Annotated in this window: 11 protein-coding genes; 5 read left to right on the forward strand and 6 right to left on the reverse strand. The window is 65.5% G+C overall.

Annotated features, from left to right (window positions below; genetic code table 11):
* Positions 1 to 11: 11 nt before the first annotated feature.
* Positions 12 to 1,271, reverse strand: coding sequence for an ABC transporter substrate-binding protein (locus O7A70_RS14810; RefSeq protein WP_337131682.1), 1,260 nt, complete (start codon positions 1,269 to 1,271; stop codon positions 12 to 14).
* Positions 1,272 to 1,318: 47 nt separating this feature from the next.
* Positions 1,319 to 2,233 (reverse strand): N-acetylmuramic acid 6-phosphate etherase, encoded by a 915-nt coding sequence (locus tag O7A70_RS14815; protein WP_337141016.1) that lies wholly within the window; start codon positions 2,231 to 2,233, stop codon positions 1,319 to 1,321.
* A gap of 199 nt (positions 2,234 to 2,432) precedes the next feature.
* Between O7A70_RS14815 and O7A70_RS14820 the strand changes: the two genes are divergently transcribed.
* The 5 genes from O7A70_RS14820 to O7A70_RS14840 are packed head-to-tail and all read left to right on the forward strand — an operon-like array spanning position 2,433 to position 7,416.
* The gene (locus O7A70_RS14820; protein ID WP_337141017.1) at positions 2,433 to 3,314 is read left to right on the forward strand and encodes an N-acetylglucosamine kinase; all 882 of its coding nucleotides are present in this window, start codon (positions 2,433 to 2,435) and stop codon (positions 3,312 to 3,314) included.
* Positions 3,311 to 4,093 (forward strand): GntR family transcriptional regulator, encoded by a 783-nt coding sequence (locus O7A70_RS14825; protein WP_027142499.1) that lies wholly within the window; start codon positions 3,311 to 3,313, stop codon positions 4,091 to 4,093. The genes O7A70_RS14820 and O7A70_RS14825 overlap by 4 nt, the downstream gene beginning before the upstream one ends.
* The gene (locus tag O7A70_RS14830; protein ID WP_337141018.1) at positions 4,090 to 5,124 is read left to right on the forward strand and encodes an SIS domain-containing protein; all 1,035 of its coding nucleotides are present in this window, start codon (positions 4,090 to 4,092) and stop codon (positions 5,122 to 5,124) included. Before O7A70_RS14825 ends, O7A70_RS14830 begins: the two co-directional genes overlap by 4 nt.
* Positions 5,121 to 6,293 carry an N-acetylglucosamine-6-phosphate deacetylase gene (gene nagA / locus O7A70_RS14835; protein WP_337141019.1) on the forward strand — a complete coding sequence of 391 codons (1,173 nt, stop codon included), beginning with the start codon at positions 5,121 to 5,123 and terminating at the stop codon, positions 6,291 to 6,293. Before O7A70_RS14830 ends, nagA begins: the two co-directional genes overlap by 4 nt.
* A 10-nt stretch (positions 6,294 to 6,303) precedes the next feature.
* Positions 6,304 to 7,416, forward strand: coding sequence for an NAD(P)/FAD-dependent oxidoreductase (locus O7A70_RS14840; protein ID WP_337141020.1), 1,113 nt, complete (start codon positions 6,304 to 6,306; stop codon positions 7,414 to 7,416).
* A 37-nt stretch (positions 7,417 to 7,453) separates the two neighbouring features.
* Here the strand turns inward: O7A70_RS14840 and O7A70_RS14845 are convergent, their stop codons facing one another.
* The 4 genes from O7A70_RS14845 to O7A70_RS14860 all read right to left on the reverse strand — a co-directional run bounded on the left by O7A70_RS14845 (position 7,454) and on the right by O7A70_RS14860 (position 14,990).
* Positions 7,454 to 8,980, reverse strand: coding sequence for a malonate--CoA ligase (locus tag O7A70_RS14845; protein ID WP_337141021.1), 1,527 nt, complete (start codon positions 8,978 to 8,980; stop codon positions 7,454 to 7,456).
* A gap of 192 nt (positions 8,981 to 9,172) precedes the next feature.
* A complete protein-coding gene (locus tag O7A70_RS14850) occupies positions 9,173 to 9,919 on the reverse strand; it encodes a GntR family transcriptional regulator (protein WP_337141022.1) in 747 nt (248 codons plus the stop codon).
* A 391-nt stretch (positions 9,920 to 10,310) separates the two neighbouring features.
* Positions 10,311 to 10,988 carry a ribulose-phosphate 3-epimerase gene (gene rpe / locus O7A70_RS14855; protein WP_027142504.1) on the reverse strand — a complete coding sequence of 226 codons (678 nt, stop codon included), beginning with the start codon at positions 10,986 to 10,988 and terminating at the stop codon, positions 10,311 to 10,313.
* 222 nt (positions 10,989 to 11,210) lie between these two features.
* A complete protein-coding gene (locus O7A70_RS14860; protein WP_442921189.1) occupies positions 11,211 to 14,990 on the reverse strand; it encodes a DUF7929 domain-containing protein in 3,780 nt (1,259 codons plus the stop codon).
* Positions 14,991 to 15,141 lie beyond the last annotated feature (151 nt).

Raw genomic sequence — 15,141 nt, forward strand, 5'->3', positions numbered from 1 at the left:
TTGCTGAGCCCTTACTTGGCCGGCTTATACCAGCTGTCGAGGCCGGTCTGCAGCTTCTTGGCCGCGGCTTCGGGCGTATCGGTGCCGTTGATGACGTTGGCCGATTCAACCCAGGTCTCGTTTTCGAGGTTCGGCGTGCCGCGCGACAGGATCTGGTAGGTCGAGCGGATCGTCGACTTGCACTTGCCGCGCCAGGAGACGAATTCCTGCGCCAGCGGGTCCTGCATCTTCACCGGTGCGGAGTTCAGGCTGAAGAAGCCCGGCAGCGCGTTGGCGTAGATGGTGGCGAAATCAGGCGAGGCCACCCAGGACAGGAAGGTCTTGGCCGCGTCCGCATGCTTGGAGGCTGCGTTCAGGCCCATGCCGATATCGGTATGGTCGGAGATGTAGCAGGTGTCGCCTGCCTTCTCGACCGGCGGCGGGAAGGCGCCCATCTTGAACTGGGCCTGCGTGTTGAACAGGCCGATTTCCCACGAGCCGGCCGGGTAGATGGCGGCGCGGCCGAGCGTGAACAGGTTCTGGCTGTCCGGATAGGTCTGGGCTTCGAAGCCGTCGCCGAGATAAGGCTTCCACTTGGCCAGTTCCTCGTAGGGAGCGACCCAGTCCTTGTCGGTCAGCTTCTGATCGCCCTTGATCAGCGCCGCGCGGCCGTCCTCGCCCTTCCAGTAGTTGGGGCCGATGTTCTGGTAGCCCATGGTCGCGGCTTCCCAGAGGTCCTTGGTGCCCATCGCCATCGGGATGTAGGTGCCGTCGGCCTTGATCTTGTCGAGCGCGGCGAAGAACTCGTCGCGGGTCTGAGGCACCTTGATGCCGAGCTTGTCGAAGGCGTCCTTGTTGTAGATGAAGCCGTGGATGACGGATGCCATCGGCACGCAGAAGCTCGCCTTGCCGTCATCGGTCTGCCAGGCGGACTTGGCGACGGGCGAGAAGTTTTCCATGCCGGGCAGTGCCGAGAGATCGGCAAGGTTACCCTTCTTGAACAGTTCGAGCGACTTGTCGAAGGGGCGGCAGGTGATCAGGTCGCCCGCCGAACCGGCAGCGAGCTTGGCGCCGAGCGCGGCGTCATATTCGGTCGGAGCCGACGGGGCGAACACCACCTTGATGCCGGGGTTCTTGGCTTCGAAGGCCGGGATCAGCTTGTCCTTCCAGATGGCAAGGTCGTCGCCGCGCCAGCTTTCGATGTTGAGCGTTACGTCCTCGGCGTGAGCCAACCCGGCGGAGCCGAGAATGCTGGTGCCCAAAAGCAGTGCCGTCAGTAGTTTCGTTGTCATGCTCAGTCTCCCTGTTGACCTTTTTCAGGTTCGGTTTTGATGAGAACCTAGGCTTTGGAGCCCTTGTTCCCCTCGATCGCGGAAAGGGCTGGCCGCAGCTTATGGCCTGTCCGTTCCAGTATCTTCTGCGCCGCGTCGACGCTGTCGGCGCCGGCGGCGAGCAGAATGGCGGTCTTGACCGCGCCGCCACTCTTTTCGAGCAGGCTGGCGGCCTCTTCGTGGCCGCGGCCGCTGACGGCGGCAACGATGCGCGCCGCGCGGTCGCGCAGCTTCATATTGTCGGCGTTGAGATTGACCATGTAGCCGTCATGGACATGGCCAAGATGAATGGCGGTCAGCGTCGACAGCATGTTGAGCGCGATTTTCTGCGCCGTGCCGGCGCCCATGCGGGTCGAGCCGGCGATGACTTCCGGCGGTGTTTCGAGCAGGATGGCGGTGTCGGCCAGCCGGAGCAGAGCCGAGTCCCTGTTGTTGGCGATGCCGATGGTGGCGGCACCCCGGCGCCGCGCGTCCTCGATGGCGCGCACCGCATAGGGCGTCGTGCCGCTGGCGGAAAGAGCGATCAGGCAATCGCCCGGGCCGATGCCGGCATTGACGACCGCGGTCGAGGCCTCCTCGGCATCATCCTCGGGTCCGCCAGCCAGCGTCCTGAAGGCTTCGTCGCCGCCGGCGATCAGGATGGCGATGCGGTCGCGCTGGATGCCGAACGTGCCGGGCAGTTCCAGCGCGTCGGCCAGCGCCATCAGGCCGGAGCTGCCGGCCGCGGCATAGGCAAGCTTGCCGCCGCTGCTCAGGCAGCCTGCAATGATCTCGGCTGCCTTGGCGATGGAGGGAATGGCGTTGCGGACGGCCTTCGCGGCCTCGACCTGCGCATCGGCCAGCGAGCCGAGGATCGCTTCGGGAGCCTGGATATCCAGCCCCTCGGCATTCCCATGCGGCGCTTCGGTGCGCGTTTCGGCCATCCCAGTTCCTCCAATCCACAAAACAATACCAAAAAAATACCACTTGTCCACACGCATTAACGAATTCGTGGACAGGAAATCGCTGAGCCGACAAATTGCCCAGTTTTCTCAATCAAATGAGGCGTAATCTTTTTGAAACGGAAATTAACCCTTGGCTATTGGTATTTTATTGGTATTATCCGCCCGGAGGAGAAATCGCGTGAAATTCGTGCTCGGAATCGATGGCGGCGGCACCAGCTGCAGGGCCGCGCTGGCTACGGTGGACGGCGTTGTCGTCGGCCGCGCCAAAAGCGGCGCCGCCAACATCCGCACCGACCTCACCGGCGCCCGCTCGAACATCGTCGATGCAGCGCGGCAGGCTTTCATCGCCGCCGGGCAAGATCCCGAGCTAATCCCGCAAACACCGGCCATTCTCGGGCTTGCCGGCGCCAATGTCGGCACTTACCGGCAGCAGCTCGAGGCGATCCTTCCGTTCAGCACCAGCCGTGTCGAGACCGATGCGGAGATCGCGCTCGAAGGCGCGGTCGGTTCGGGTGACGGCGCCATGGCGATCCTTGGCACCGGCACAGCCTATATGGCGCGCAAGAATGGCAAATCGCGCGCCATCGGCGGCTGGGGGTTCCAGGTCGGCGACCAGGGCAGCGGCGCCCGCATCGGCCGCGACCTCCTGGAACAGACATTGCTCGCGCATGATGGCGTGCGCCAAGCCTCGCCGCTGACCGACAGCATGATGGCCGTTTTCCGCAACAATCCCGAGGACGTGGTCGAATTCACCACCAACGCCAAACCAGGCGATTTCGGCGGCTTCGCGCCGAAAGTGTTCGAACACGCGCAGAAAGGCGACATCGTCGCCAACTGGATCCTCGACAGAGCGGTCGCCGATGTCGAGGCCTCGCTCGGCGCGCTCGACCTCGCGGCCGGAGCGCCGCTCTGCCTGCTCGGCGGGCTGGCGCCGCTCTATGCGCCGCGCCTGTCGGCGCGCTACCGCGCCCTGCTGAAGGAACCGCTCGACGACGCGCTTGGCGGCGCGGTGCAGATGGCGGCGCGTCTGTTCGCTGGACCTTTGGGGGCAGCGCGATGAGCGATGCCGCCGACCAGATCTTCGCCGCCCTCAAACAATCCTCGCAAAGCGGTGCGCCGCTTTATCTGCAGCTGCGCAAAAGCATCGAGGACGCCGTCAATCGCGGCCTGATCGGCCCGGGCGACGCGCTGCCTTCCGAGCGCGACATCGCCACCAAGGCCGACATTTCGCGCGTCACCGTGCGCAAGGCGGTGCAGGACCTGGTCAAGGGCGGCATATTGGTGCAGCGGCACGGCTCCGGCACCTTCGTGGCGCCGCGCATGGAACGCGTCGAGCAGTCGCTGTCGCGGCTGACCTCCTTCACCGAGGACATGGCGCGGCGCGGCATGGCCGTGCGTTCGGCCTGGCTCGACCGCGGCCTCTACGCGCCGTCGCCCGACGAGATGATGGTGCTCGGCCTGTCGTCGAACGAGCTGGTGGCGCGGGTGGCGCGCCTGCGCATCGCCAACGATACGCCGCTGGCGATCGAACGCGCCTCGCTCTCGGCCAGTGTACTGCCCGACCCGGCCGGCATTGGCTCCTCGCTCTACGCGGCACTGGAACTGACCGGCAACCGGCCGGTGCGCGCCGTGCAGCGCATCTCCGCCGCCAATCTCGGCGATGGCGATGCGCGCCTGCTCGAAGTGCCGCCGGGCATTGCCGGCCTGCACATCGAGCGTATTTCTTATCTGGCGAGCGGCAAGGTGATCGAGTTCACCCGCTCCATCTACCGGGGCGACGCCTATGATTTCGTCGCCGAACTGCGGCTGACAGGGCCAAGCGAAGAGGGCCGACCATGATTGCCAACACCACTCATATGCAGCGCGAGATCGAGGAGATCCCGCAGGCCATGGCCCGCCTGCTCGACGGCTCGGGAGCGGTGCTGGCCGAAGCCGGGCGCGGCATCCGGGAACGCGACCCGCATTTCGTCGTCACCGTGGCACGTGGCTCGTCCGACCACGCCGCCACCTTCATGAAATATGCCGTCGAGCTGACCGCGGGCCTTGCCGTCGCCTCGGTCGGGCCCTCCATCGCGTCGATCTATGGCCGCAAGCTGCGGCTCGGCGGCTCGGCCTGCCTGGCGATCTCGCAGTCGGGCAAGAGCCCCGACATCGTCGCCATGGCCGAAACCGCCCGGGCCGGCGGCGCGCTGACCATCGCCGTCACCAACACCGCCGATTCGCCACTCGCACGCGCCTCGGATTTCGCCATCGACATCCTGGCCGGCCCCGAGCGCAGCGTCGCGGCAACCAAGACCTTCATCAACTCCGCCGTTGCCGGGCTCGCCCTGATGGCGCATTCGACCGGCGACGAAGCGCTTCTCGCGGCACTGGCCCGCCTGCCCGAGCATTTCGGCAAGGCGATCGCCTGCGACTGGATGAGCGTGCTGGCCGAAACGATCGAGAAGCAGAAGTCGCTGTTCATTCTCGGCCGTGGCCCGTCGGCGGCAATGGCCAACGAGGCGGCGCTGAAGTTCAAGGAGACCTGCGGCATGCATGCCGAGGCCTATAGCGCGGCCGAAGTCATGCACGGCCCGCTGGCGCTGATCGGCCCCGACTTTCCGGTGCTGGCGCTGGCCGCGCGCGACGCGTCCGAGCCATCCGTCGCCGAAGCCGCCGACAGCCTGGCGGCCAAGGGCGCGCCGGTGTTCGTCACCTCGGCACTCGCCAATCGCGCCACGCGCCTGCCGCATGTCGCCACCGGCCACCCGCTGACCGATCCGCTGACGCTGATCGTCTCCTTCTACATGTTCGTCGAGGCCTTTGCCCGCCATCGCGGCCTCGATCCGGACGCGCCGCGCAACCTTCGCAAGGTGACGGAGACCATATGAGCGACCGTTTTGCCCTGACCGGCGCCCGCATTTTCGACGGCGACGACTGGCATGAAGGCGCAGCACTTGTCGTGCGCGACGGCCTCGTCGAAGCCATGCTGCCGCAAGGCGCGCTTCCCGGGGATATCCGCGTCATCGACACCGGTGGCGGCATGCTGGTGCCGGGCTTCGTCGACATCCAGGTCAATGGCGGCGGCGGGGTGATGCTCAACGACCATCCCGACGTCGCCTCGATCGAAACCATCTGCCGCGCGCATGCGCCGTTCGGCACGACGGCGCTGCTGCCGACGCTGATCACCGACACGCCCGCAATCACCGCCGCCGCGATCGCCGCCGGCGAAGCGGCAGCGCTGCAGAAAGTGCCGGGTTTTCTCGGCCTGCATCTGGAAGGTCCGCATCTGTCGATCGCCCGCAAGGGCGCGCACGATCCGGCGCTGATCCGGCCGATGAGGGACGCCGACCAGGCCATGCTGATCGCGGCACGCGACAAGTTGCCGGTGCTGCTGACCACGATCGCGCCGGAATCCGTCGACGCGGCCCGCGTCAGGGCGTTGGCCAAGGCCGGGATCATCGTCAGCCTCGGCCATTCGGACACGGGCCATGCCACGGCAAAAGCCTTCGCAGAGGCCGGCGCCAGCGTCGTTACCCACCTCTTCAACGCAATGAGCCAGATCGGCAATCGCGAGCCCGGACTGGCGGGCGCGGCCATCGACATCGGTACCTTGTCGGCCGGCCTGATCGCCGACGGCATCCATGTCCATCCGGCCACGATCAGGATCGCGCTCGATGCCAAGCGGGGGCCGGGCAGGATCGTGCTGGTCACCGACGCGATGGCGACCATCGGCACCGATATGAGCTCGTTCACGCTCAATGGCCGCACCATCTACCGCAAGGACGGGAGCCTCAGGCTTGCCGACGGCACGCTGGCTGGCGCCGACCTCGACATGATCTCAGCAATCCGGTTCATGCACCGCACCGTTGGGCTCGAGTTGTCCGAAGCCCTGCGCATGGCCTCGCTCTATCCGGCGCAGGCGATCGGCCAGTCGCACCGGCTCGGCCGCTTCGCCAATGGCACGGCGGCGGACATCGTTGCGTTGTCGGACGATCTTGGCATAGGAAGCGTCTGGATCGGCGGCGACAAGGTGTTCGAGGCTGTCGCTCCCCGCTGAGAGCGAGGCCATGCGGACAATCGATTGTGTCGTCGCCGGAGCAGGCGTCGTCGGCCTTGCAATCGCCAGGGCGCTTGCCTTGTCGGGCCGCGAGGTGGTGGTGATCGAAAAGGCCGACGCGATCGGCACCGTCACCAGTTCACGCAATTCGGAAGTCATCCATGCCGGGCTCCATTATGCGCCTGGCAGCCTGAAGGCCCGGCTCTGCGTCGAAGGCCGCCGGCTTCTCTACGCCTACTGCGCCGAACATGATATCGGCCATCGCCGCGCCGGCAAGCTGATCGTCGCCAGCGAGCCAGGCCAGGCGGACAGGTTGCGGGCGATCGAGGCCAATGCGAAGCGCTGCGGGGTCGACGATCTCCAGCTTTTGACGCGCGGCGAGGCCGAGCGCCTGGAACCGGCGCTGACCTGCGCTTCCGCGTTGCTGTCGCCGTCGACCGGCATCATAGACAGCCATGCGCTGATGCTGTCGCTGCGCGGCGACGCCGAAGCCGCCGGCGCGTCCTTCGCGTTCCTCACTTGCGTTGCCGGAGCGGCGATCGAAGCCGACGGGATCCGGATCGACACGCGCGATGCCAATGGCGAGACCTTCGCCTTGGAGGCCAGCGCTTTCGTCAACGCCACAGGCCTTGACGCGCAGGCGGTGGCCAGCCGGATCGAGGGTTTCCCGAGGATGCTCATCCCCCGGCAGTGGCTGGCTCGCGGCAATTATTTCGCGCTTCCGGGGCGCTCGCCGTTTTCGCGCCTGATCTATCCGGTTCCGGTCGAAGGCGGCCTCGGCATCCACCTGACGCTCGACCTCGCCGGCAATGCGCGCTTTGGCCCCGACGTCGAATGGATCGACGGCGTGGATTACACGGTCGACCCCGGCCGAAGCGCTGTCTTCTACGAGGCGATCCGCCGCTATTGGCCTGATCTTGCGGGTGACGCGCTGCAGCCGGCCTATGCCGGCATCAGGCCGAAGCTGTCCGGCCCGGGTCAAGCTTCAGCCGATTTCATGATCCAGGGTCCAGCCGATCATGGCGCGAGCCAGATCGTCAATCTGTTCGGCATCGAGAGCCCCGGCCTGACGGCGAGCCTGGCGATCGCCGACCATGTCGTCGAACTCTTGTACCCGACCTGAACCGGCACGTCGCGCCGGGCCGGAGCGGGATATCTGCTTAGCCGACTTTGGTTGAGGCGTAGAGGTCCTTGTAGCTGTCGCGCAGCAAGTTCTTCTGCACCTTGCCCATCGTGTTGCGCGGCAGTTCGTCGACGAAGATCACCCGTTTCGGGTGCTTGTACTTCGCCATGCGGCCGGTGATGGCGTCGAGGATTTCGGCCGCGGTGATCCGCGACGCGGGCGAGCGCACGACGACAGCGGTGACGCCTTCGCCGAAGTCCGGATGGGCAAGGCCGATGACGGCGCTTTCCAGGACGCCGTCGAGCGCGTCGATCTCGCTTTCGAGCTCCTTCGGATAGACGTTGTAACCGCCTGAGATAATCAGGTCCTTGCCGCGACCGACGATGTGGACATAGCCGTCGGCATCGATCATGCCGAGATCGCCGGTGATGAAGAAGCCGTCGGCGCGGAATTCCGCCCTGGTCTTTTCCGGCATGCGCCAGTAGCCGCCGAACACGTTGGGACCCTTGACCTCGATCATGCCGACCTCGCCCTGGCCAAGCGGCTTGCCGGAATCGGGATCGGCGATGCGCAGCGATACGCCAGGCAAGGGGAAGCCGACCGTGCCGGCGCGCCGCTCGCCCTCATAGGGGTTGGAAGTGTTCATGTTGGTCTCGGTCATGCCATAGCGCTCGAGGATGGCATGGCCGGTACGCTCGCTCCAGGCCTTGTGCGTTTCGGCCAGCAGCGGCGCGGAACCGGAAACGAACAGCCGGATGTTTTTCGCCGCCTCGCGATCCAGCCCCTCCTGTTGCAGCAGCCTGGTGTAGAATGTCGGTACGCCCATCAGTGCGGTGGCGCGCGGCAGCAGCGAGACGATGCGGCCCGCGTCGAATTTCTGCTCGAACAGCATCGAGGCGCCGGCCATCAGGACGACATTGGTGGCGACGAACAGGCCGTGCGTGTGGAAGATCGGCAGCGCGTGGATCAGCACGTCGTCCCTGGTGAAGCGCCATTGCTCGACCAGGACCCGCGCGTTCGAGGCGAGGTTCTCGTGGCTGAGCATGGCGCCTTTCGAGCGGCCGGTCGTTCCCGACGTGTAGAGGATCGCCGCAAGGTCGTCGCAGCCGCGCTCGACATCGTGGAAATCGGAGGACTGGCGCGACGCCTGGTCCGCAAGCGATCCCCGGCCATTGCGGTCGAGTGTGACCACGATGGCACCGGACGGGTCGACCATCCCGCGGATATCCGCCGACCGTGCCGGATCGCAGACGATGACCCGGGGTGCTGCATCGTCGAAGAAATAGCCGAGTTCGGCCAGCGTGTAGGCGGTGTTGAGCGGCAGGAAGACGGCGCCGGCGCGCACGCAGGCGAGATAGAGCAAAACCATCTCCGGGCTCTTCTCGACCTGCACGGCGATCCGGTCGCCGGGCGCGACATCCATTTGCAGAAGCGCATGCGCGAGCTGCGCCGACCGTGCCAGCATGTCGCCATAGGTGAGCGAGCGCCCATCATCGGTTTCCATCAACAGATGCCCAGGCGCCGGCATCCGGGACCGGAATGCATCGAACAGATGATTGCTCATGAAATCTTCCTGAATGACCGCAATTGGGGTGACGGCATTTGGGGGTGATAGCAATGTCGACGCCGACCGTGGGTCGGCACGCGGCGAAGCGTTCGCGTTTCCCGGCCCGGCCGTCAAGCCGCAAACGGCTGCCCGGCGTTTACCGAAAAAATTCGAGAGATGGGATAGCAGAGCGCGCCGATCAAACAGCTGTCAACGGTGGGCGCGCTGGCCCGGACCGGTGGCGACCTTTGGTGCCTCGCCTTGCTTGAAGCGTTCCATGCACATGGCGGCGGTCAGCTGGTAGTGATCGATCAGGGCCTGGACGGCGCCATCCGCGTTTCCGTCCAGCGCATTTTCGGCAATCAGCCGGTGTTCGGCGAAATCGTCGCGCTGGATGCTCTCGCCGTCATTGGCCATCTGGCGATAGCGATAGGCGTGATCGGAAAGCTGGTCGCAGAACCCCACCAGCCAGTGCGACCGGCAGGCCGAGATCAGCACCCGATGGAAAGTGCGATGCAATTTCTCCCAGTCCGGATTGAGCGACGAGGTACTTTGCGGCGAAAGCCGTGAGGCGCGCCCCAGGCGATGCAGCGCCAGCACCAATTGTTCTTCCCATTCGGCGGTGCGGTGGGCGATCGATTCGCGCAACGCCCGCTCCTCGAGCCAGCAGCGGGTGCGCGTCAGCTCCTCGAGTTCGGCCGCACTGACCGGCATGATGAAGAAGCCACGCTGGTCATGGCGGCCGAGGAGGCCTTCCGAGGCAAGGCGATTGAGAGCTTCGCGAACCGGAGAGGCACCGGCGCCATACTTGGAAACGACCCACTCGACGCGCAGCTTGCTTTCGGCTTCCAGAGCGCCGCCGAGAAGATCATCTCGCAATTGATGATAGACCGTGCTGGCAAGCGTGCTCTTGGCGCCCGTGCCGTCGTCGTTCAGATTGGCAGCTCCATATGTCAAAGCGACTCCTTGTCCCCAACTGTCGTGTTGGGCAATTCGAGTCAGAAAATTCCCCTTCTGTACATGTACCATACAGCGCCACGCTTCCGCCGCTCAAGCAGAAGATCGCGCTATTGTACTTTAGAACAAAGAAATATACCCAATCGGCGCGCCGATCGCCGGAATTCGAATATCTCTACAACCAGCAGAACCTTAAAGCGTTTGTATGCACGCATAGTCATCTGTTTCTTGTGTCCCCATGCGAGCATCTTTTCTGCCGCGCGCAAAGACAGTCGCGGTTTGGTCGGTTCAGGCCTTCTGCACGGATTTGATTCGGCCCGGACGCTGAGGGGCCACTCTCCGCACCACGTCCTTGGCCTACCGAAATTGAAAACCGGTCGATCGGGCCGCGTTAGCCGGCGGCCTTGTCGGCCGCGGTCCTGATCGCCTCGATGTTGGCGCGGTACGCTTCGACGCTGCCGCCCCTGAAGATGGCGGCACCGGCCACCAGCACGTCGGCGCCGGCAGATGTGACCAGCGGCGCGGTTTCCGGCGAGACGCCGCCGTCGATCTCGATGCGGATCGGCCGGTCGCCGATCAATGCCTTGACCCTTTTCACCTTGTCGACCATTGCCGGGATGAAGGCCTGCCCGCCGAAACCCGGATTGACGGTCATGATCAGGATCAGGTCGAGCCGGTCGAGCACATATTCGACGGCGCTTTCCGGCGTCGCCGGATTGAGCGAGACGCCGGCCTTCTTGCCGAGGTTCCTGATGGTCTGCAGGGAGCGGTCGAGATGCGGTCCGGCCTCGGCATGCACCGTCATTCCGTCGCAGCCGGCCTCGGCGAAGGCGGCGAGGTAGGGATCGGCGGGCGCGATCATCAGGTGGCAGTCGAAAAAGGCCTTGGTGCGGTTGCGGATCGCCTTGATGACAGGCGGGCCGAAGGTGATGTTCGGCACGAAATGTCCATCCATCACGTCGAGATGGATCCAGTCGGCACCGGCCGCCGCCACCGCCTCGACCTCGTCACCGAGCTTCGAGAAATCCGATGCCAGCACCGACGGTGCGATCAAGGTTTTTTTGCTCATCTCGCGGCCTTTCCGGGCGCCCTTTCCATACGGACGCCCCGAACCGACTGCCTAAAGCGCTCCCGGCGACTTGTCGAGGGCGCAAGTACAGCGGTTCCACAGGAGGATAACGTCGCGGCGCTCGCCGATCCTGTTGCCGTCACCCACCGCCTGACCTGGTCACAAAGAAAAACCCGCCGGATTGCTCCGGCGGGTGGTTCTCGTTTGGCGTCACGCGGATGGTTACTGCTGCTGGAGTTTCAGGACCCTGTTTGGAACCGGATCCTGTTGCTGGTCGATCTGTTGCCTGCGTCGCGGCAGCAATTGCAGCAGCTGACCCGGATCGATTTCCAGCGACGGCTGCCCGCGTATCGGCCTGCAGTTCGGATACCGCCCGATCGTACCCTCCGGGCAGTGTCGCCTGAAGATCGGCTGGCACTGGCCGTTGACCATCTGCGAGCCCGGCGCGCATTCGCTCTCTTGCCTGGGCTTGCGGCATGCGCCGTCGATCACCTCGGTCCCACGCGGACAGACGCATTCGCCGCGCTTGTTGTGGACCTGGCCGCGTATATCGCACTGCTGCATGTCAGGCTGCTTGCGCCGGCAAGCATTGCCTTGCACCTCGGTACCCCTCGGGCAGACGCAATTGCCATCGGAGTCATGGACCTGGCCACGGATGGTGCACTGGTCAGGCTGCGGCCGGATCGGACGGCAGGCCCGGTCTCGCACCTCGGTCCCTTGCGGGCAGACGCAGTCCCCGTCCGCGTTGTGGACCTGGCCACGGATGCTGCACTGCTCGGGCTTCGGCCTGATCGGGCGACAGGCGCCGTCGCGCACCTCGGTGCCTTGCGGGCAGACGCAGTCCCCGTCCGCATTGTGGACCTGGCCACGGATGCCGCACTGCTCGGGCTTCGGCCGAGTTGGGCGGCAGGCGCCGTTGCGCACCTCGGTGCCTTGCGGGCAGACACAGTCGCCGTCGGCATTGCGGAACTGGCCAGGGATGCGGCACTGCTGTGGTTTTGGCCGGATCTGACGGCAGGCGCCGTCTCGCACCTCGGTGCCGCGCGGGCAGACACAGTCGCCGTCGGCGTCGTGGACCTGACCACGGATGGTGCACTGCTCGGGCTTGTCGATCCTGACGCATTTTCCGTTCTCCAGCTCCGTGCCGCGCGGGCAGACGCAACGTCCGTCCTCGGTGCGGATCTGGCCTTCGAGCAGCACGCAGCGCGGCGGCGGTGGCAACGGCAGAACATTGGTGCCGCCGCCCGTGCACTGGCCGTTGCGGAAGGTGGTGCCTTCCGGGCACACGCAGCGGCCGGCGTCGTTCATGACAAAGCCCGGCGAGCACTCATTCTTCACCTCATGCGTGATGATGAACGGATGGCACGCATAGGCCTTGCCGCGATCGCCCTGGACGTTGGTCGCATCCTTGGACAGCACGTCGCCGCCGCCCTGCACCCGTGTGTCGGGAGAGAGCACGCCAACGCAGTTCTGGCCATTGACGTTACCCTGCAGGTTGGCAAGACGCCCGTCGTCGGGGATGACCACTGTCACACGGTGCGACTGGCTTTCGCCGGCGCCGAGGGTCAGGTTGGCGATGCAGGAGGCCGGCAAGGTCGTCGGTTCCGGCGAGCAGCCGAAGGGCGGGTCGATCGAGGTGATCGCAACGCCTTCCAGTCGGCCAAGCCCCTCCACGCCGATCGCATCGCCGATGCGGACCGGACCCGAGAAGGGGCTCGTCCCGTCATTTGTGATGGTGATGTCGAACGAGCAGGGCCGGCCGAGCCTGCATTCGCGGTCGCCGGTCTTCTCGACACGGATGGTCGAGGAGCCGCCGCCCTTGGCGCAAGCCTGGCCGATCGGATAGACGACGTCGTCGCCCTGCGCCGGGCCATAAGAGCCCCGTGCACAGTTCTCGAACTCGCCATTGGCCGAAACCGTCACGTCGAAGTGCCTGGAGGTTCCGGGCGTCATAACGGCGCCGGGAATCTGGCACGACAGCGTGTTGGCCGGAACCGGTCCGCACGCCCATTCCGCGCCGTCAGGGGTGACGGTCTGGATCTGCACAGGCGCTCCGCCCGACACCAGCGTGGCGGCATCGTTGACCCGCACCGGACCGGTGGGGGCAGCCGTGCCGACGCTGCTGACGGTGATGCGGCAGGAAACCAGCGCCGCACCAGCCAACGAGCCGTTGCACACCTTGGTGATGCGCAAGGTCGGCTGGCCGCCATTGGGATGGCGGATGCGTTCCTTGGCGCAGGCCCTGTTGTTGGTGAGATCGACCTCACCGGGGATGGCCCTCACCTCGGCGCAGTTCTCGACCATGTCCGACCGATAGCTGGCCGGCACGACCGCCTTGACGAAGATCGGCGTCGAGGCACCCGCGGGCAGCGAGATGCCGGCATTGTCGCAGCGGAACTGGCCGGGGCCGTTCGGGCCGCATATCCAGGGCGGGCTCGGCCCGAAGGTGGAGGATGTCGGCGCGCCGCTTGGGTAGTTGTCGATCACCGTCAGCGGTCCGTTATAGGTCGATGTGCCATTGTTGATGATGTCGATGATGAAGGTGCAGACGCCATCGGCGGTGCAGACTTCGGTGCGGGCACGCTTCTTGAGGATCAGGTCGACCTTCTTCTCGACCGGCGGCTGGCAATCCGGGTTGCGGTCGCCGCGGCGGCAGATCGGGATCGACGCGCAGCCCCGGTCATTGGCCTGGCTGCCGAAAAGCGACTTGCCGCTGGCGCCGTAATTATAGGTGGCGCAGTTGCGCAGCACGCTGCCTTGCCAGCCTCCGGCCGGCCTGAAGCCGAGCTTGAGGTCGACAAAGGCCCCCGGATTGAGCGTGGTCACCGGGTAGGTGCACGTCATCGGGGTGGTTCCCGGCGCGCAGACCCAGGGCGGATTGGGCCCTGAACTCAGCGTCGAGCCGGCCGGCAGCGTCACCTCGTCGAGCACGATCTTGCCGTTGTAGGGCCCCGTGCCGACATTGGTGACCCGGATGGTGAAGTCGCAGCCGCCGGCCATGGTGCAGCGTGTGACATCCGCATGCTTTTCAACCTTGAGATCCGGCTCCTTGTCCCTGGGCGGGCACCTCTGGTCACGCGGGATGACGATGTCGATGGTTTGCGTGCAGCACAGGCCCCAGCCCTCCTTCGGTCCGGCATAGGTCTCGATGCCGGTGACGATGAGGTGGATGACGTCGCCGGGTGACGCGCCGACGATCTTCCAGTTGAGCACCCCGCCGCCCGCCGGCACCTTCTGGGTGTCGGGGATGATGGTGATGCCTGATGAGGTCGTCGACACCTGCACCCACTTGCCGCCCATCTCCGGGCCGACAGGCATGTGATAGATGAAGGCACCACCGCCGGGCACGCAGTCGACCGTGCCGCGCTCGACCTTGAAGCATTCATGGTCGGTGGGAGGCGGAGGTTGCTTGTCGCATTTGGTGAGGTCGATCCGGATCGAGGTCTTTTCGCCGGTCGCGATGTTGCCATCGTCCGGCTTGCCCGGATCCTGCGAGGGGATGATGGTTCCCGTGCCGATGCCGCCGGTGACCTTGATCAGGCCCTGATTGTCGACATTGGCCGGCGCTGGAAACGCGGCCTGGTCGATCTTGGCCGTGATGCGGAAGGTGATGACGCGTTCGTTCAGTGCGCCCGAGCCATCGAGATCGCTGGCGGAAATCCGGAAATCGGAAACCGTTGCCGTATCGTTGGGTCCGGCCGAATTGCTGATGACGGCGGCAGGCAAAGGCCCGCCGGACGCATCGGTGCCGTCTCCGGAGACCGTCACGTTGACGATGGAAAGACCGTGCGGAAGCTGGTCCTTGAACTCGAGCTGGGCTTTCTTCAGCGCCGCCTCGAGGCCCGGATCGGCAAAGCCCTGCGGATTGCCGCGCAGGCCGAAGGTCAAGGTGTAGGAAACATAGTCGCAACTGCGCTGGCCGCCGGTTTTGGTGAAGAACGGCACGACACGTCCGGGCTCCGGATTGATGATGCGCGGATTGTCGAGCTGCAACGGCTGCACATCTGGGCTGGTGACAGCCTGGACGGTCTGGGCGGCTGATGCCGGCAGTGCGGGCGCAAGGGCGACCGCGATACCGGCCGCCATCAGCCAGCGCGCACCGCGCCTGGCATATGACAGGGGTTTCATGATCGTCTCCATGACGGTTTTTTGC

Origin of the sequence: Mesorhizobium sp. Cs1299R1N1 (genome assembly GCF_037179655.1) — a bacterium.
Taxonomy (GTDB): domain Bacteria; phylum Pseudomonadota; class Alphaproteobacteria; order Rhizobiales; family Rhizobiaceae; genus Mesorhizobium; species Mesorhizobium salmacidum.